Genomic DNA, 17,797 nt, shown 5'->3' with positions numbered 1-17,797 from the left:
TAATCATGTTTTCTTGACAGCTTTGCGCTCTACAACCTGAAACCTGTCACAATAATCATGTTTTCTTGACAGCTTTGCGCTCTACAACCTGAAACCTGTCACAATAATCATGTTTTCTTGACAGCTTTAGGCTCTACAACCTGAAACCTGTCACAATAATCATGTTTTCTTGAGCTTTAAGCTGTACAACCTGAAACCTGTCACAATAATCATGTTTTCTTGACAGCTTTAGGCTCTACAACCTGAAACCTGTCACAATAATCATGTTTTCTTGACAGCTTTGCGCTCTACAACCTGAAACCTGTCACAATAATCATGTTTTCTTGACAGCTTTGCGCTCTACAACCTGAAACCTGTCACAATAATCATGTTTTCTTGACAGCTTTAGGCTCTACAACCTGAAACCTGTCACAATAATCATGTTTTCTTGACAGCTTTAAGCTGTACAACCTGAAACCTGTCACAATAATCATGTTTTCTTGACAGCTTTAAGCTGTACAACCTGAAACCTGTCACAATAATCATGTTTTCTTGAGCTTTAAGCTGTACAACCTGAAACCTGTCACAATAATCATGTTTTCTTGACAGCTTTGCGCTCTACAACCTGAAACCTGTCACAATAATCATGTTTTCTTGACAGCTTTGCGCTCTGAAGCCTCTAACTTTTCATAATAACTGTGTTTTCTTGATAGCTTTGGCTTTTCATAGATTTCAAATGCTAAAAAAGCACTGCCCAATAAAATTCCAGGCAGTGCTTCTAATTGTTATCCTTGTAACAACAGTGATTCTGGGTCTTCCATCAGTTCCTTAATACGCTTTAAGAAGGTGACGGCTTCTTTGCCATCAACAATCCGATGGTCATAGGACAGGGCGATGTACATCATCGGCCTGTTTTCCATTCGTTCTTTATCTATCGCAACGGGGCGCAGCTGGATTGTGTGCATTCCAAGTATCCCTACTTGCGGACCATTAATGATTGGTGTTGATAGCAATGATCCGAATACTCCACCATTTGTAATCGTAAAGCTTCCTCCCTGAAGATCCTTCAGGGAAAGTTTATTTGTGCGAGCCTTTTCAGCAAGCTCGTTGATATCATTTTCAATCTCGGCGAAGTTTTTCCTATCCGCATCCCTGATGACTGGTACAACAAGTCCTTCATCGGCGGCTACAGCGACTCCAATGTCATAGAACTTTTTGAGGACAATTTCGTCTCCTTGGATTTCAGCATTCAAATAAGGTGTCTTCTTTAATGCGGCTACAACAGCTTTCGTGAAAAATGACATGAACCCTAAGCGAACATCATTCTCCTCATAGAAACGATCTTTCCACTTCTTTCTTAGTTCCATTACGGCCGTCATATCAACTTCATTAAAGGTAGTCAGCATTGCGGCTGTCTGTTGAACCTCAACAAGCCTGTTGGCAATTGTCTGGCGTCTCCGTGACATTTTGATACGCTCAACTCGATTGTCATCATCCGCTTTTACAGGAGGAGCCGCTTTTGGAGCTTCTTTCTTTTCACCAGCTGGCTTTTGGTTATTTTTTTGCTCTGGAGAATATGATTCCACATCCTGCTTCCTTACTCTGCCAAGCGGATCTTGGGAAGCTACCTTGCTCAAATCAATGCCCTTTTCCCTTGCCAGCTTTCTTGCTGCAGGTGAAGCGATAATGCGCTCCGACGCCGGCTCGTTACTTGAATGGTCAACATCAGCGTTGTGATCAGTGCTTTGTCTATCGGCCGAGCTTTTTTCATGCTTGGCAGGTTCATCAGGTGACTCAGCCTCCCTTCCTACTTCAGCAGTATTCTGATCGTTTCCTGCGCTCCCCATTTCACCAACAATGGCGATTGCTTCCCCAACCTTTACTGTATCCCCTTCTTCAGCGAGGAGCTCTGTTAAAACTCCATCGTAGTCAGAGATAATTTCAACATTAACTTTATCGGTCTCCAGTTCGACGACATATTCACCTTTCTCGACTTGATCACCCTTTTTCTTCAGCCATTGGGCAATTGTTCCCTCGGTGATTGATTCGGCCAATTCAGGAACTTTAATCTCTGTCATTTACAATTCCTCCTCCATTTTCCTTGTCAGTGCATCTCTTACTATTCTTGCCTGCTCTAACTTGTGGATATTTGGATCTCCCTCTGCGGGACTCGAACGTCTTCTTCTGCCAATATAGGAAGCTTCAAGCCCGTTCGGCGCTGCTTCGTTGATTCTTGGCTCTACAAACGTCCATGCTCCCATATTCTTTGGTTCTTCCTGAACCCAGACAATTTCTTTTAGGTTAGGATAACGACTTAACATAACTCTTAATTGATCAAGCGGGAAAGGATAAATTTCCTCAATTCTGAATACTTGCAGCCAGCCATGCTCTTCAGGCTGTATCTTCTCAGCGATATCTATGCTCACTTTTCCAGTGCATAATACCACCCTCTCCACTTTCTCCGGCTGGCAGCCAAGTCCTGGCTGTTCGATGATTGGCATGAAGCTGCCTTCTGCCAATTGTTGTGGATCTGCTGCAACAGTATTGTTTCTCAACAGACTCTTTGGTGTCATCAAGACCAGCGGGCGAACAGCCTCTTGTCTTAAAATCGCCGCCTGTCGTCTGAGAATATGAAAATATTGAGCAGCAGAAGAAAGATTTGCAACTGTCCAGTTATTTTCAGCTGCGAGTGTTAAAAATCTTTCTACTCTTCCGGAGGAATGCTCTGGACCCTGGCCCTCATATCCGTGAGGCAGAAGCAGGACTAGACCTGATTTTTGTCCCCACTTGGCCCTGCCAGCCGCGACAAACTGGTCGAATAATACCTGTGCAGCATTAGCAAAATCACCATATTGTGCTTCCCAAAGGACTAACGTTTCTGGAGCGAACACATTATAACCATATTCAAAGCCTACTACAGCAGCTTCAGAAAGCGGACTGTTATGAATCGAGAATGATGCTTTTGCATCAGGCAATACATGGAGTGGTGAAAATTGGTCTCCAGTTTCACTGTCATGCAAAACGAGATTTCTCTGGGCAAAGGTTCCTCTCTCCGAATCCTGTCCAGTAAGTCTGATTGGTGTGCCGTCTTTAATTATTGAAGCAAACGCCAATGTTTCCGCCAGTCCCCAGTCTATTTTACCGCTAGCAGAAAAGGCCTCTTTCCTTCTCTGAAGGATTTTCTCCAATTTATTAAAAACATTGAACCCTTCTGTCCAATTCAGCAGATCACTATTTATTTTTCTCAGTGCATCGATTGGAACACCTGTTTCGATCTGTGGGATTCCCATCTCTACTTCGTCCGGGATATCTGGTTCGTTCGTCACTTCCTTCTCTTTTTTCGGGACTTTTTCGTATGCATTGGTCAGCCTTTCTGATACTCTCTGCTCGATATCGATTCTTGTCTCTTCTGACATTTGTCCTTTGTCTATTAGTTTATCACCATAGATTTTCTTCACTGTCGGATGTTTGTGGACGAGCACATACATTTCAGGATTTGTCGTCATTGGCTCATCCATTTCGTTATGGCAGAAACGGCGGTATCCGATTAGGTCAATCAAGAAATCCTTCCCGAAAGTACTTCTGTACTCAAATGCCAGCCTGGCTGCCATCAAGCATGCCTCCGGATCATCTGCATTGACATGGATAATCGGGATTTCGTAACCCTTCGCCAGGTCACTTGCATATCGAGTGGATCGTGAATCCATTGATTCGGTTGTGAATCCAATCGTGTTATTCGCAATAACATGAATCGTTCCACCAGTTTTATAACCGTTCAAACGGCTTAGGTTGAGCGTTTCAGCCACAATGCCCTGTCCTGGGAATGCAGCATCACCATGGATCAGGATAGCCATTGCTTTTACTGGATCATATTTCGCGTAACCCGGTTCATTCCTGTCATCCTGCGCAGCGCGGGTAAAGCCCTCAACCACTGCACCTGCAAACTCTAAGTGGCTAGGGTTATTGGCCAGTGTCAATCTAGCGCTTGCTGTGTTATCCGATTTAATTTTCCGGTCAAGGCCAAGGTGGTATTTAACATCGCCAGTCCAGCCGAAATTAATTCCAATTGAACCTTCTGATGGAACAAGTTCTTTGTTTGGAGCATGCTGGAACTCAGCAAAGATCATTTCATATGGTTTACCTAAAACATGGGCCAGGACATTCAGCCTTCCCCTATGGGCCATACCAATATTGATTGTTTCAACACCCTTATTGACTGCACCACTGATGACCTCATCAAGAAGCGGAATCATTGAATCAAGGCCTTCGATTGAAAACCTCTTCTGTCCAACAAAAGTCCGGTGCAAATACTTTTCGAAATTCTCGACCTCTGTAAGGCGTTCTAATAAACTAGTTTTTCTTTCATTTTCAATTTTAGGAATCAGTGCGCCAGACTCAACCTTCTGTCTTAGCCACTCCTTTTCAGCCATTTCATTTACATGTTCAAATTCGTACGCAATCGTATCAGAGTACACCTTTTGAAGAAATTTAAAAGCATCAATGCCATTTTTAATTGTAGCAGGAGCATTTGGGCATACGAGCTCCACTGGCATATCCATCAGATCAGCTTCAGTCAATCCCCATTTCTCATAATCCTCAAGCTGCGGATCCTTGCTGCCAAATTGCAATGGATAAATATTTGCAGACAAGTGGCCGTAAGAACGGATATAATCAGCATACCTTAATGCAGCTGCGATTTTTGCCGGAGATCCTGCCGGCTTACCTGCAGGAATGACTGGATTACTTTCATTTGAAGATGAACCTTGAAGATTAGCATTCAGTTCAAAATATTCCCTTATATCAGCATCAACGGAATCAGGATCTTTTAGGAACATCTCATACAATTCATCGACATACCCCTGGTTAGGTCCATGAAACCCTGGTCATATTATCCTGTCTCCTGAAACTGGCTTTTTCACAAAAAAACCCCCTTGCCAATTCTAATATTCATTAATTATTTGTTACCCTGTCGTGTTCATTTTTAACTGTGATTTCAAAGAATAATGATAGTATTCAGATTTCAACCGTTTACATTAATATTTTAACATGATATTTTCTTTTAACCAAAGGTTTTGACTATCACGATAGTGTTATTTAATCACTTTCTTTTATTATTTCAGAAAACCATTACTGTTAAAAGCACAACAAAAAAACCGGTTTAACCGGTTTTTGAATTCGTTGCTTATAATCTATAAACTCATCAAATTAGCATACATATTTTTCGGTGCAAAAAGATTATTTCTTTTTTCAATCTGACTTGGCTCTATCATTTCACTATGTTCTACAGGCAATTCAATATGCCCGCATGTGATGCACTTTTGAAATCTTGCTCCAGCTGTGAAAATGTCTACACCATCATTCGTGGTAAATCCCACATTCTCCTCATGCATTGAAAAACGGTGGTGGCAATTTTTCGATTCGCGCATATTTCATCCTCCTGTTTACAAAGTTCTCACTTCATTATATATCAAAAATTCAGAAATTTTACGTGACAAAAATCATAATTAAAGCTGTGTCATTTATACAATTTTTATCACAAAGTGATAGTTTCCAGGCTGAGTGCAAATAGAAAAAGGAAAGCATTGAACTGCTTTCCTTCTTTAATTACCTTATTTTAATCAATTTAAACCACTGATGAATCAGAAAATGTCTTTTGTAATTCTATTGCAATAATCTCTACCACATCTGGGTCGTCAGAATCGATTTCTTTAAAGGGTCCCTCATATTCCTGGAGGGCATGTTTATATCGCGGATCATAATAATGAACGAGTAAAATCTCGATTAATTCTTTATAGTTTTTTTCTTCCAGGGCAAATGCAAGCGATGGTGAAACATCATGATTAACTCTCTTAATTAGTTTCGATACCTTCTCCCTGACTTCCTCTTCAAACCAGGCTTCTCCCAGAAAAGGTTGGACATATTCATTGTATATCCTTTCAACTCTCTTAGGTATTGAGCTTTTCACCAGGTAATGAATTCCGTTCACCTTTTTCTCGAGCATTTCTTCCGGCTGAGCAGCACGCCCAATTCTTTTGCTCTCCGCTTCGATGATAAAGTAGTTAGTGCTTTTTATTTCATTCAGCCTTTCAAATAACAAAGCATCAAATGTTTTTTGGTTATGCGCCTCTCCCATGCCAATCATGCCAAAAATGGATCCTCTATGGTTTGCCATTTTTTCAAGATCAACCACAGGATATCCCTTTTTCTGAAGAGCCTGCAAGATTTCTGTTTTTCCAGTTCCAGTCATTCCATGCAGAACGATGGCTTTTTCGGGCAAAAGTTGAGGAATTCTTTCTAAAATATATTCCCTGTATGCCCGATAACCGCCTTCTAAGCGCAATGCAGGAATTCCTGCGTACTCAAGGAATGATGCTACAGACCTGCTCCTCATACCGCCTCTCCAACAATGAACCACAGGTTCAGCACCTGACTTCTTGAGGTCCCTTATTTCACCAAGCAAGTGCGGAAGCTTTGGAGAAACAATTTCCATTGCCCGCCATTTGGCAGCTTCTTCACCAGATTGCTTATAAAGCGTCCCTATCTCTTGTCTTTCCTCATCTGTGAATAATGGTATATTGACTGATCCAGGTATTGCCGAATCACGATGCTCGATTGGCGCCCTGACATCGACTGGTATAAATTCTTTTGAGTTGATTAATTCTTGTACTGATATGTCCTTCATTTCTCGATTGACCTCCATGGTCGCATGTTTGAAACTACATTTATTTATTGTACCTAAAACAAGCAGAGTTTTCACCATTATAACCTTAAATCAAACAATCCTTTCGTATTTTGAATAGAAAAAAAACCGCAGAAGGTCTGCGGCTAACATGAAAACTCTTTGCCAACTAGTAAACTGACTGCCTTGCAAAATTCTTTCCACTGTTTGGGAAACGAATCCAGGCCTCTGCTTTCATAAGTTGTTCCTTTTGTTTTTAATTTTACTGACCAACTGGTGCCGTCTACTACAATACCATCTGTTTGATAATCTTCTTCCCATTCCCATAATTTCAAAGAATACAATTTCTTTTTAAACTCCTCGACGCTGCCAAACGTTCCGATGATAAGCGGCCCTGAAGCTTTAGAGTCAAGATGCCATTCAAAATAGGTAAAGGTATTCCTTTTAAAATCGATTCTGACCCTCATTTCTGGTCCAGGGTATCCATACAATACAACCGTCATCGAAACTGGTTCTTTTTCAGTCCTTATCGAAACGGTATCATCCTTGATCAGGAATAATTCATTATTGCTGCTAACAAGCGTTTGTATAAAGGAAGGCTCAACTAGATCCTCCCGATCACTAACCATGCTATGATCTTGTTCACTCATTTCCTGGCAAATCACTGGAATCGATACATTTCCCTTTTTCTCTAGAATATCGAGAATCGCTTCGTACATCTTCATCTCGTTCAACTTCCTTTATTAATAACTAAATTTATCGTCATTTTTAATTTCAACCACTGAAAACTTTAAATAAAGTATATACAACAAACCTTCAATTGTACTGTAACAAATCGCACGCTTTTAATAAAAATATCATTTTTGCATGTGACAAATCCGGTCATTTTTTTCAAAACAATCATCATCTTATGTAGGTTCTTGTCTTTTTCTGCGCTTTCCCGAGAAATAATTTTCAGAATAGACTGTCTATATTACAAACAATCATTTCCTGTTGATCGCCACGACACAAAAAAAATAACTGATTTCATGGGGGATCAAAGGGCTGTGAAGTTTAAAATTAGGCGAAAACTGGTATAAAGGAATTGACCAGAAAAATTCCGGTTAAATAAATCAGGAGTGACTGAATATGATAGATTCAATGGCCAAGCAGTTCGAGAAGCCAAGAGGTATGCTTGGAAAGCTCGCAGGGATGATCATGTATTTTGAGAATAGGAAAATTAACAGGTGGAGCATACAAAAACTTAAAGTCCTTAAAAACGACCGTATTTTAGAGATTGGCTTCGGGCCCGGATATGGCATTATGACATTAATGTCAAATTACCGTGGAATAGAAGTGGATGGAATAGACCTTTCAGAAAAAATGAAGAACGATGCGACAAAAAGGAATAAAGAGTGGGTAGAACAAGGGAAAGTACATTTGACTATAGGAGATGTAGCCAACTTTCAACCCGGACACCATTACAATAAAATCATTTCAGTAAATAATTACCCCCCCTCTGGGACCAGCCACTGACTTCCTTAAGTCACCTGCTCCGCTTGCTGAAGCCAGGTGGCAGGATTGTCCTTACTGTCCAGCCGCGTGAAGAAGGATCGACTGCTCAGACAGCAAGACAGTTGGGGGAACGAATGAAAAATGACTTACTTAATACCGGATTCAAAAACCCTGAGGTATCCTATCTCGAGGTAAGGCCCGTTTTAACAGTATGTGTATCTGCTGAAAAGAAATAGCCGCTGCAATAAGCAGTGGCTATTTCTTTTCCTTTTTTTTGTAAACACTTAGTCGTTTTTCTTCTGGATTCTACTTTTTCATCACCATTAAGTTAAACTAACTCCTTCCACAGTGTTCACGAGCTGTTTTATCCCATTCAAATCACCTTGTTCAAATAAATCAATAATTTTACTCCCCACTATGACCCCATCGCAATGCTTGCATACTTCTCTTACTTGTTCTGCGTTTGAGACTCCGAAGCCCGCCAGCACCGGGACTTTGCTGGAACCTTTAACTGAACTTAGAAAAGCAGCAAGGTCCTCGCTGAAATTGTTTCTTGCACCCGTTATTCCAGTTACTGTAACAGCGTAAATGAATCCTCTTGCCCTGGAGCCGATTTCCTTTATACGCCCAATCGGTGTTGTGAGCGTCACTAGCCTGATTAAAGAGATTCCCTTCTGCTCGAGCTCCGGAAGAATCAAATCTTCCTCTTCAAGCGGTAGGTCGGGGATAATGCAGCCTGATATACCAGCGTTTGCAGCATCCTCGGAAAACTTTTCGAACCCATATGCAACGAGCGGGTTCAAATAGGTCATCAGAATAAGAGGGATTGAGATTTCAGTTTTGAAGGTTTCAACATTCTCCAGCACCTTTCTCAACGTAGTTCCGCTGCTATGAGCCCGGATACCAGCTTCCTGGATGGTAGGTCCATCGGCAACAGGGTCAGAAAATGGGATACCGATTTCTACGGCGTCCGCGCCGCTTTCCTGTAAAAACAACAGTTTATCTTTAAGCGTTTCGAGCCCGCCATCTCCAGCCATTATATATGGAACAAAAGCTTTTTTTTCCTTTTTCAGTAAGAGCCTTTTGGATTCTATCCATCATTCCAGTCCTCCTATTCTGTCCTTGATTGTCTGTACATCTTTATCCCCACGGCCTGATAAGCATATAACAATGTTCTCACCTTTACTCATCCCAGCGGCTAGCTTGACTGCGAAAGCAATGGCATGTGCACTTTCCAGGGCAGGAATGATTCCCTCTAATTTTGATAGCAGTTGAAATGCTTGAAGTGCTTCATCATCCGTCACCGATTCATATGTGATTCTATTAATATCATGCAGATAGCTGTGTTCAGGGCCAATGCCCGGGTAATCCAGACCAGCTGAAATTGAGTGTGCTTCCTGAATTTGACCGTCCTCATCCTGAAGCAGGTACATCATCGCACCATGAAGGACACCTGGTTTCCCTTTAGACAGTGATGCGGCATGTTTGTCAGTTGCAAGGCCGAGACCAGCAGCTTCAACACCATAGATTGACACGCTTTTATCTTCAATGAACGGATGGAATAAGCCAATTGAATTGCTGCCGCCTCCAATACAAGCAACTAGTGCATCAGGAAGCTTCCCTTCTTTTTCGAAAAATTGCTGTTTCGTTTCTTTACCGATGACACTTTGAAAATCACGGACCATTTTCGGGAACGGGTGCGGACCCATAACAGATCCAAGAATATAGTGAGTATCTCGCACATTTGTCACCCAGTAGCGAAGAGCTTCATTAACCGCATCCTTCAATGTCCCGCTGCCTGAGTCTACACTTATTACTTTCGCTCCGAGGAGTTCCATCCTGAAAACATTTAGTTGCTGTCGCCTGATATCCTCTTTGCCCATGAAGATGACACATTCGAGATTCAGCAAGGCACAGACAGTTGCTGTTGCAACTCCGTGCTGACCCGCTCCTGTCTCAGCAACAATCTTTCGCTTGCCCATTCTGACTGCCAGTAAGGCCTGCCCGACTGTATTGTTTATTTTATGAGCCCCGGTATGGTTGAGGTCCTCCCGCTTTAGATAGATTTTTGCTCCGCCGGCATGCTCAGAGAGGTTTCCAGCTAGGTATAATGGCGTTTCTCTCCCAACGTAATCTTTCATTAATTTTTGTAATTCACTATGAAACCCCTCATCTGTCAAAGCTCTGTTGTATTCCTTTTCCAATTCTAGAACAGCATGCATCAGTGTTTCTGGTACAAACCTTCCTCCGTAATTCCCAAAATGCCCTTTTTCGTCTGGCATATTATAAATACTTGCGCTCATTCTTCTCTTCCTCCCCCGATTTTTTCGCATTATTGATAAATTCTTTTATTTTCTGTAAATCCTTTTCACCATTGGTTTCAACTCCGCTGCTTACATCAACCATGAAGGGTTTTACTTTTGCTATAGCCAAGCTGACATTTTCAGGATCCAGACCACCCGCTAAAATGACATTTGATTTCAAGTGTCCGTAATGGTTTGCTTGTTCCCAATCAAAGCACGAACCATTTCCGCCCCGGTATTTTCCTGGCGGACTGTCAAGGAGGATATAGTCAGCTTCGATTTTTCCTACTTCTATTAAATCCTCATGCAATCTAACCGATTGAGATTTAATTAGCGGAAGGACGATCGATTTGAAGTCATCCGGATTTTCATCTCCATGAAGCTGTATATGTGTCAGACCAGCCTTTTCAGCGATTTCTTTTACCATTGAAGCATCTTCGTTCACAAAGACTCCTACCTTCCAGACGTAATCCGGCAGCTCCTCAATGATCTTCTTTGCCTGTAAAGCTGTTATTTGCCTTTTACTTTCTGCAAAGACAAATCCTAGAGCATTTGCACCATTTTCAACAGCATGGCAGGCTGCTCTCTCCGTTTTAATTCCACAAATTTTAACCTTCATGAAAATCCCCCACGATTGGAATAGAGAACTGTGCGAAAGTATTTTTAATATCTGATGAAGTCATGAAAGTTTCTCCAATTAATACTCCGCTTGCACCTGAAGATGCAGCTCTAGCAATGTCCTCCCTTGTTTTCATACCGCTTTCGCTGATCAGTAAAGCACCTGCCTTTTTTACAAGGGGACCAAGCTTTTCGGTATTTTCAAGATTGACCTCGAATGATTTCAAATTACGATTATTGACACCGATTAAAGCAGCCTTAATTTCTAGTGCCTTTTCAAGATCTGCTTGATCATGAATTTCAACGAGGCATTCGAGACCTATAGCAGCTGCATAGTTATATAGTTCCGCCATTTTTTCGACAGATAGAACTGCTGCAATTAGCAAGATAACATCTGCCCCGGCAGAACGTGCCTTGTCTATTTGGATTTTATCTATCATAAAATCCTTGCACAGAATCGGCAGGTCTACTTCCTCTCTTACTTTTCTCAGATCGGCAAAGGAACCCTTAAACCCCTTTTTGTCAGTTAATACGGATATAGCCGTTGCGCCCGCCTCTGCATAGAGCTTTGCTTGTTGGCCAGGATTCAAGTTGATGTTGATGTCTCCTTTTGAAGGTGATGCTCTTTTGAACTCCGAAATGATTGCAATATTTTCTGCTTCCCTTAATGCTTTAATTAACGAGCGAGTTTTAATAGAAAACTCAGGAAAGACCTCTGCTGCTTTCTTTAAATCTTCCACTTCTGTTTTCTTTCTTTCAATTATTGAATCTAGAATCGTACCCATTTTAGCCCACCGCCTTTTTGCTTCGTTTGCTGATATCAATCAAATTCTCCAATTTTCCAAGTGCACGGCCAGAATCAATACTTTCTGCCGCATCCGCTACTCCCTGAAGAATTGAATTGGCATGACCTGCAGTATAAATTCCAATGCCAGCGTTCAGAAGTACGGTATCACGGTGTGCCCCCTTCTTACCTCTAAGAACCTGCATCAAGATCTCCGCATTTTCCTTCGCATCACCGCCGCGTATACTGGCATTATCATACTCTGGTAAATTAACTTCATTTGGCTGAAGTTTCATAGGTTTGATTTCACCGTCGGATACAAACACCATTTCGTTTTCACCTGAAAGGGAAAGCCTCATCCATTCCACCTGCTCCATTAATAACAATCGCCCGCTTCCTGTTCAGGTTCGCAAGCACATGAGCAAACTTTTCAAGTAAATCCCTACGGTAAATCCCAAGCAGCTGAAAATCCAACTGGACAGGATTCGTCAGAGGGCCAATTAAATTAAAGATCGTCGGGATTCTCAAGTCCCTTCTTACTTTCATGATTTGTTTTAGTTTTGGATGGACGTGGGGAGCAAAAAGAAACGCAATCCCATTCTGTTCCAGGATTTCTTCCGTGGCTTCCGGGGAGAAATCAAGGCTGATTCCGATTGCCTCGAGAACATCTGCGCTTCCAGTTTTACTCGAGACGCTTCTGTTGCCATGCTTAGCAACGGTGATTCCGGCACCGGCTATAACAAATGCTGAAGTTGTGCTGATGTTGAAACTTTTTGATCCATCTCCTCCTGTTCCGCAATTATCCAGAACATTCGGTATTTTCTTTGTAAAATTCAGTGCATGTTTCCTGATTGCCTTTACCAATCCAGACACTTCCTCGGACGTTTCTCCTTTTGATTTAAGACCTGTTAAAAATGACGCAATCTCGCTGTCAGTGGTATCCTGTTTGAAAATCTCCTGCACAGCTTCTTCCATTTCATATTCCATAAGTGATTTACCTTCAATAATCTTTTCAAGATAGTGTTTCATAAGCTAAAGTCTCCCTTCTGATTTCAGCCAAAAAATTTAATAATATCTGCTTTCCACATACCGTTCCAATTGATTCCGGATGGAATTGAAGACCGTATAGCTGATAGATTTTATGCTTTATCGCCATGATTTCTTTGTCATCAGCCGACTCAGCGAGGACGTCAAAATCTTTACTAAAAGTTTTACGGTCAATTACCAAAGAGTGATACCTCATGACTTCTGGATTATCTTCCAGATCACTCATAAGTGATTTTCCGGTATGATGTAACGGTGACTCTTTGCCATGTCTTATATTTTTCGCTCTGATAATCCTGCTGCCAAATGCCTGGCCAATCGCCTGGTGGCCAAGACAAATGCCAAGTATAGGGATGGATGGAGCCAGCTGTTTAACAACTTCTATACATATCCCCGCATGTTCAGGCCTTCCAGGACCGGGTGAAAGGACGATACCCTCTGGTTCCATTGCCAATATTTCTTCAACGGTTACTTTATCGTTGCGCACCGTTAACACTTCGGCTCCCAGCTCACTCAAGTATTGGTAAAGGTTATAAGTGAATGAATCATAATTATCGATCAGAAGTATCATTAGCGGCCTCCAATAATGCTTTTAATTTATGGTTCGTTTCATCAAACTCTTTTGCTGGATCTGAATCATATACAATTCCAGCGCCTGCTTGAAGATACCCTTGGCCATCCTTCACAACCAGTGTTCGTATCGCCAACGCAAAATCCATGCTTCCACTGGCTGAAAAATATCCAACCGCTCCTGAATAGACCCCTCTTTTTTCAGCTTCCAGCTCGTTAATAATTTGCATCGCTCGAATTTTTGGCGCGCCTGATACAGTCCCAGCAGGAATGCACGCCGCCAGTCCGTCAATTGGATGCTCATTTGGCAACAGCTTTCCGCTCACTTCAGAAACTAGATGCATAACGAACTGGTATCTCTCTACCTCAAGGAATTTGTTGACCATCACACTGCCAATTTCACATATCCTGCCTAAATCATTCCTTGAGAGATCAACTAGCATTTTATGTTCGGCCAATTCCTTTTCATCCTGCCTTAATTCCCTTTCAAACAAAATGTCTTCATCGGCTGATTTCCCCCTAGGTCTCGTTCCGGCAATCGGATTCGCAGTGATGGTACCGTCTTGAAATTTTACAAGGCTCTCGGGTGATGAACCGGTAACCACATAACTTTCAAAGTCCAAATAATACATATATGGTGATGGATTGTTCACGCGCAATCTTCGGTAAAAAGAAAATGGATCCCCTTTTGCTTCCCCTGATAACCTTCTGGATAGAACCACCTGAAAAATTTCTCCCTCTTCAATCAGGCTCTTTGCTATCCGAACTGATTTTTCAAATTCCTCCCTGCTCTGTGAAGAAGTAAATTCATTTATTGCAAAGGTCTCTGCCTTCTCCATATTGACTGTTGAATTTAACTCAGCTTTGCGCCTGTTGATTTTCTTTATGAGATCTTCATCAGAATAGTCGGGAAAGGATATCCCTATCAGATTAATTTTCTGTTTTAGATGATCAAATACAATGACTTCATTGAAGAACATCAAATGTGCTTCCGGCATATCAAGAGAATCTTCTTTAAGTAGCCCAATCTCTTCGAACTCACGAATGAAATCATAGCTCACATAGCCGACACCGCCACCGATAAATGGGATATCAAATTGCGGAGGTATTTTAGGGAGCATTCGTTTAACTGCTGTCGCGAAAGACTCATTGATACGAACTTTCGTTCCTTCTCGCAAGAGGTATGTTTCACTCTTTTCATTTAATATTTCGAATACCGGATCACAGCCAATAAAAGAAAATCGACCTGAGTCATTATGTTTATGGGAGCTTTCCAGAAGGAATTTTTTCTTTCCAGTCACCCTCTGGTATACAGAAATTGGGGTTAATGTATCCCCTTCAATTTCTTCAGTGAAAATTCCTGTTGATTCTAACTTCATATAAATCCTCCTTAAGAAAATAGAAAAGCGCATGGCCTTGGTCAGCCCCGACAAGCGCTGGAGGGCCTGACAGTGAAGTCGTTCTTTGACTTCAGCTGCAGGACCGAAGCGACTCGAGGGGCTAGGCGCTGGAGCTGGACACTAATCTAAGTACAAAAATTTTATACTTTCTTTTCAATAAAAAAGTCCCCCTATACATGCACAAAAATTGTGCTGTATAGAGGACGATTACGATTGGACCGCGGTGCCACCTCATATTGGAGCCTTGAGACTCCCTCTTTTCAGGTACAGGAAACTAAAAAACGCTTCGTTATACCCTATCCTTTTAACGGCGGAATCCCGGGCATCCCTACTATCATTTCAGGCTGCCTCTCGCAAGGCCATTCGGCAAGTTTATCTGTACCGGTTCACACCATTCCCGGCTCTCTGTAACAGAAAAATCCTGCTTACTCTTCTTGCTCATCGAGTTTACATAATAATATTATAGATTTACCGAGACAAACAAAAAGGGCCACCCATCCTTATTAATTAAAATAAGGACGAGAGACCCGTGGTGCCACCTTAATTAGCTGTAAAACAGCTCACTTAACAGCATCGAGCATTGAATGCTTAATGCCTGCCTTTTATAACGATAAGGTCATTTCGCCAAAGCCTACTTCCTAAGGGTTCAGTTTGGAAGCTCGGAAGTCCATTCGCTGGTACATTTACACTGATTCCCACCAACCATCAGCTCTCTGAAAGTACCTGAGCCAGTTACTACTCTTCGTCATCGCTCAATATTATATTAATCATTATAATAAAGCGGTGATTCACAATTGTCAAACAAAAAAATAAATATTTTTAATTTTTCTGCATTAAAAGTTTTTCGAGATTTTTCTTCCAGTCGTCTGCGAGTTCCTCGATTCCTAAGAGATCTTCAATTGCCTTATAGTCCTTCCTCTGGTGAAAGTAAATTTCATTAGCTCTCAAAACTGAAAATTCACTTTGTTTTCTCTCCAAAAAAATAATTTCAGAGTCTTCATAGACGATTCCCTCTTGAAGAACACGAAAAAAATAGCCCGTATAACCAGTCTCAATTACCCTATTCAACAGCCTGTCAATTTGGTTATTCTTCGAAATCTTTGAACACGGAATCCTTCCCTGTGTCACCTGGATAACAGATTCCCCAAGCTCGTATGTATCACCTATATAAACATCGGCTTCCAACATTCCTGGGGCTGAAATATTTTCGCCAAAGGTTGGAGGTGCTATTTGCCTTCCAAATTCAGCTGACCATTTTAAATAATGCTCAGCAGGGTAAAAGCAAACAGCTCTGTCAGGTCCTCCATGAAATTCTGTAGCTGCCACACCATCTCCGTGAAAGGATTCTTTCGTTAGTACCGCTTTTGTCACTCTGTTTTTACCAATTGCTGATAGTTCTTCTTTTCCGTCCCAGTTCTTAAGCTCCGGCTTTCCCACATGCAGGTATAATATTTGTGCCATGATTTCACCAACCTTCAAGCCTTTTCCAATTATTTTATCCTTTCCACTCTAAAAACTCCATATGGATTTTTAGAGTGATATCATTCCCATAAAAATACATCTGTTTTTTCTGTTGTATAAGTCCACACTAAAAACAGTATGAAAAAAGGCAGGTTACGATCATGGATAATATTGAAAACTTGTTTCCTAAAGCGGGCGGAGCTTCACATAAAAAAGAAAAGGATTCCAAAAAGGATGATGCCACAAATCAGAAATGGGCAATTGTCTCGATCGCATCCATTCCACTTGTGATGACTCTTGGAAATTCGATGCTGATTCCGGTTTTGCCTGTAATGGAAAAAAAGATGGGTATTTCCGCCTTTCAATCGAGCCTGATCATCACCGTTTATTCAATAGTAGCGATATTTTTAATTCCGTTAGCAGGGTATTTATCTGATCATGTTGGTCGAAAGAAAGTCATTATACCAAGTCTGATCATCACAGGAATTGGGGGGACTATATCAGGGTGGGCCTCATGGCAGATGAACGATGGGTACTGGCTTGTGTTAGTCGGAAGAGCCTTGCAGGGCGTGGGAGCAGCTGGTGCTTTTCCAATCGTATTGCCATTAGTTGGAGATATGTTCAAAAATGATGATGAAGTAAGCGGAGCGCTAGGAGAGATTGAAACTGCAAACACACTCGGAAAGGTTCTCAGCCCAGTATTAGGTTCATTCCTTGCGGGAATCATCTGGTTTATCCCGTTCTTTTCAATACCCGTTTTCTGTGCCTTGTCAATAATCATGATGCTCTTCCTGGTAAAAAGTCCGGAAAAAAAACAAGATCCATTGCCCTTCGAGGATTTTATAAAAAAAATAAGATTGATTTTCACTGAAAATGGGCGTTGGCTCTATGCAATCTTTTTAATTGGTGCGATAGTCATGTTCGTATTGTTTGGAGTTTTATTTTACCTGTCTGATATTCTGGAGAATCAATATGGAATAAAGGATCTGAAAAAAGGACTATTTCTTGCCCTTCCATTAGGAGCGCTATGCCTTTCATCATTTATTACAGGGAAAATAATAAAGCAAAATATGGTGCTTATGAAGTGGATTACATTCTCCAGCCTAGTATTACTTGGAATTGCTGTGGCTCTTCTAAGTTTTTCAAGTGAGTTATGGTTTCTGATCTCAATGTTCCTTGTTGCGGGAATTGGCATTGGAGCAAGCTTGCCTCCACTGGATGCATTGATTACTGAAAGTATTGAGAAAGAAGAGCGAGGGACCATTACTTCCATATACAGCTCAATGAGATTTATCGGAGTAGCTGCAGGGTCACCTGTCATTGCACTAATGATGAAAAATTCCAATAAACTAATGTTCATTATCCTGACAGTATTAAGCATAGCAGCCGCTCTTGCAACATTCCTTGCCATCAAACCTGATAAAAAAGAGGCGTGAAAAACGCATTGTAAAATCCAACAATGCGT

General features: G+C 41.5%; 13 protein-coding genes, 2 pseudogenes and 2 other annotated features. Of the genes and pseudogenes, 2 read left to right on the top strand and 13 right to left on the bottom strand.

The genetic code is table 11. The annotated features are described in order from the left end of the window. Window positions 1-764: 764 nt before the first annotated feature. From odhB to LC048_RS07915, 5 genes and pseudogenes are all read right to left on the bottom strand, one after another. Complete coding sequence (odhB, locus tag LC048_RS07935; RefSeq protein WP_226604655.1) at window positions 765-2,057, bottom strand: 2-oxoglutarate dehydrogenase complex dihydrolipoyllysine-residue succinyltransferase; 1,293 nt, start codon at window positions 2,055-2,057, stop codon at window positions 765-767. Next, a pseudogene (gene sucA, locus LC048_RS07930) lies at window positions 2,058-4,898 on the bottom strand (2-oxoglutarate dehydrogenase E1 component). A gap of 270 nt (window positions 4,899-5,168) precedes the next feature. Beyond that, window positions 5,169-5,405, bottom strand: a complete 237-nt coding sequence (locus LC048_RS07925) for a hypothetical protein (protein ID WP_226604661.1) — start codon at window positions 5,403-5,405, stop codon at window positions 5,169-5,171. A gap of 197 nt (window positions 5,406-5,602) precedes the next feature. Further along, window positions 5,603-6,661, bottom strand: coding sequence for a tRNA 2-selenouridine(34) synthase MnmH (mnmH, locus tag LC048_RS07920; RefSeq protein ID WP_226604664.1), 1,059 nt, complete (start codon window positions 6,659-6,661; stop codon window positions 5,603-5,605). 143 nt (window positions 6,662-6,804) lie between these two features. Beyond that, on the bottom strand, window positions 6,805-7,383 hold the full coding sequence (locus LC048_RS07915) for a hypothetical protein (protein WP_306049920.1): 579 nt from the start codon (window positions 7,381-7,383) through the stop codon (window positions 6,805-6,807). Window positions 7,384-7,786: 403 nt separating this feature from the next. Here LC048_RS07915 and LC048_RS07910 point away from each other — a divergent pair, with 403 nt between their 5' ends. Next, entirely contained in the window at window positions 7,787-8,173 is a 387-nt protein-coding gene (locus LC048_RS07910) for an SAM-dependent methyltransferase (RefSeq protein ID WP_306049919.1), read from the top strand. 302 nt (window positions 8,174-8,475) lie between these two features. Here LC048_RS07910 and trpA read toward each other — a convergent pair whose 3' ends face one another. The 8 genes and pseudogenes from trpA to LC048_RS07870 form a co-directional block, all read right to left on the bottom strand. Next, window positions 8,476-9,246, bottom strand: coding sequence for a tryptophan synthase subunit alpha (trpA, locus tag LC048_RS07905; RefSeq protein WP_306050480.1), 771 nt, complete (start codon window positions 9,244-9,246; stop codon window positions 8,476-8,478). A 3-nt stretch (window positions 9,247-9,249) separates the two neighbouring features. Next, window positions 9,250-10,455, bottom strand: a complete 1,206-nt coding sequence (gene trpB / locus LC048_RS07900; protein ID WP_226604671.1) for a tryptophan synthase subunit beta — start codon at window positions 10,453-10,455, stop codon at window positions 9,250-9,252. Further along, window positions 10,436-11,074 (bottom strand): phosphoribosylanthranilate isomerase, encoded by a 639-nt coding sequence (locus LC048_RS07895; protein WP_306049917.1) that lies wholly within the window; start codon window positions 11,072-11,074, stop codon window positions 10,436-10,438. Before LC048_RS07895 ends, trpB begins: the two co-directional genes overlap by 20 nt. After that, complete coding sequence (trpC, locus tag LC048_RS07890; protein ID WP_226604685.1) at window positions 11,064-11,858, bottom strand: indole-3-glycerol phosphate synthase TrpC; 795 nt, start codon at window positions 11,856-11,858, stop codon at window positions 11,064-11,066. The genes LC048_RS07895 and trpC overlap by 11 nt, the downstream gene beginning before the upstream one ends. A 1-nt stretch (window position 11,859) precedes the next feature. Beyond that, window positions 11,860-12,886 (bottom strand): annotated as a pseudogene (gene trpD / locus LC048_RS07885) (anthranilate phosphoribosyltransferase). After that, window positions 12,870-13,472 (bottom strand): anthranilate synthase component II, encoded by a 603-nt coding sequence (locus tag LC048_RS07880; RefSeq protein ID WP_226604690.1) that lies wholly within the window; start codon window positions 13,470-13,472, stop codon window positions 12,870-12,872. Before LC048_RS07880 ends, trpD begins: the two are co-directional and overlap by 17 nt. Continuing rightward, window positions 13,453-14,850 carry an anthranilate synthase component I gene (trpE, locus tag LC048_RS07875; protein WP_306049914.1) on the bottom strand — a complete coding sequence of 466 codons (1,398 nt, stop codon included), beginning with the start codon at window positions 14,848-14,850 and terminating at the stop codon, window positions 13,453-13,455. Before trpE ends, LC048_RS07880 begins: the two co-directional genes overlap by 20 nt. A 217-nt stretch (window positions 14,851-15,067) precedes the next feature. Then, window positions 15,068-15,322, bottom strand: a binding site (T-box leader). Between the two features lie 60 nt (window positions 15,323-15,382). Then, window positions 15,383-15,629, bottom strand: a binding site (T-box leader). Window positions 15,630-15,690: 61 nt separating this feature from the next. Continuing rightward, window positions 15,691-16,332 (bottom strand): MOSC domain-containing protein, encoded by a 642-nt coding sequence (locus LC048_RS07870; protein WP_264188505.1) that lies wholly within the window; start codon window positions 16,330-16,332, stop codon window positions 15,691-15,693. 161 nt (window positions 16,333-16,493) lie between these two features. Here LC048_RS07870 and LC048_RS07865 point away from each other — a divergent pair, with 161 nt between their 5' ends. Beyond that, on the top strand, window positions 16,494-17,768 hold the full coding sequence (locus tag LC048_RS07865; protein WP_306049912.1) for an MFS transporter: 1,275 nt from the start codon (window positions 16,494-16,496) through the stop codon (window positions 17,766-17,768). Window positions 17,769-17,797 lie beyond the last annotated feature (29 nt).

This window comes from Mesobacillus subterraneus (assembly GCF_020524355.2).
Lineage (GTDB): Bacteria > Bacillota > Bacilli > Bacillales > Cytobacillaceae > Mesobacillus > Mesobacillus subterraneus_C.
This window is presented reverse-complemented; position numbering and strand designations above follow the sequence as displayed.

Coding starts and splice junctions, on each gene's coding strand:
- trpE (WP_306049914.1), bottom strand. CDS start 14,850: ATGAAGTTAGAATCAACAGGAATTTTCACTGAAGAAATTGAAGGGGAT.
- LC048_RS07915 (WP_306049920.1), bottom strand. CDS start 7,383: ATGAAGATGTACGAAGCGATTCTCGATATTCTAGAGAAAAAGGGAAAT.
- trpB (WP_226604671.1), bottom strand. CDS start 10,455: ATGAGCGCAAGTATTTATAATATGCCAGACGAAAAAGGGCATTTTGGG.
- LC048_RS07925 (WP_226604661.1), bottom strand. CDS start 5,405: ATGCGCGAATCGAAAAATTGCCACCACCGTTTTTCAATGCATGAGGAG.
- LC048_RS07865 (WP_306049912.1), top strand. CDS start 16,494: ATGGATAATATTGAAAACTTGTTTCCTAAAGCGGGCGGAGCTTCACAT.
- trpC (WP_226604685.1), bottom strand. CDS start 11,858: ATGGGTACGATTCTAGATTCAATAATTGAAAGAAAGAAAACAGAAGTG.
- LC048_RS07895 (WP_306049917.1), bottom strand. CDS start 11,074: ATGAAGGTTAAAATTTGTGGAATTAAAACGGAGAGAGCAGCCTGCCAT.
- LC048_RS07880 (WP_226604690.1), bottom strand. CDS start 13,472: ATGATACTTCTGATCGATAATTATGATTCATTCACTTATAACCTTTAC.
- LC048_RS07870 (WP_264188505.1), bottom strand. CDS start 16,332: ATGGCACAAATATTATACCTGCATGTGGGAAAGCCGGAGCTTAAGAAC.
- mnmH (WP_226604664.1), bottom strand. CDS start 6,661: ATGAAGGACATATCAGTACAAGAATTAATCAACTCAAAAGAATTTATA.
- odhB (WP_226604655.1), bottom strand. CDS start 2,057: ATGACAGAGATTAAAGTTCCTGAATTGGCCGAATCAATCACCGAGGGA.
- LC048_RS07910 (WP_306049919.1), top strand. CDS start 7,787: ATGATAGATTCAATGGCCAAGCAGTTCGAGAAGCCAAGAGGTATGCTT.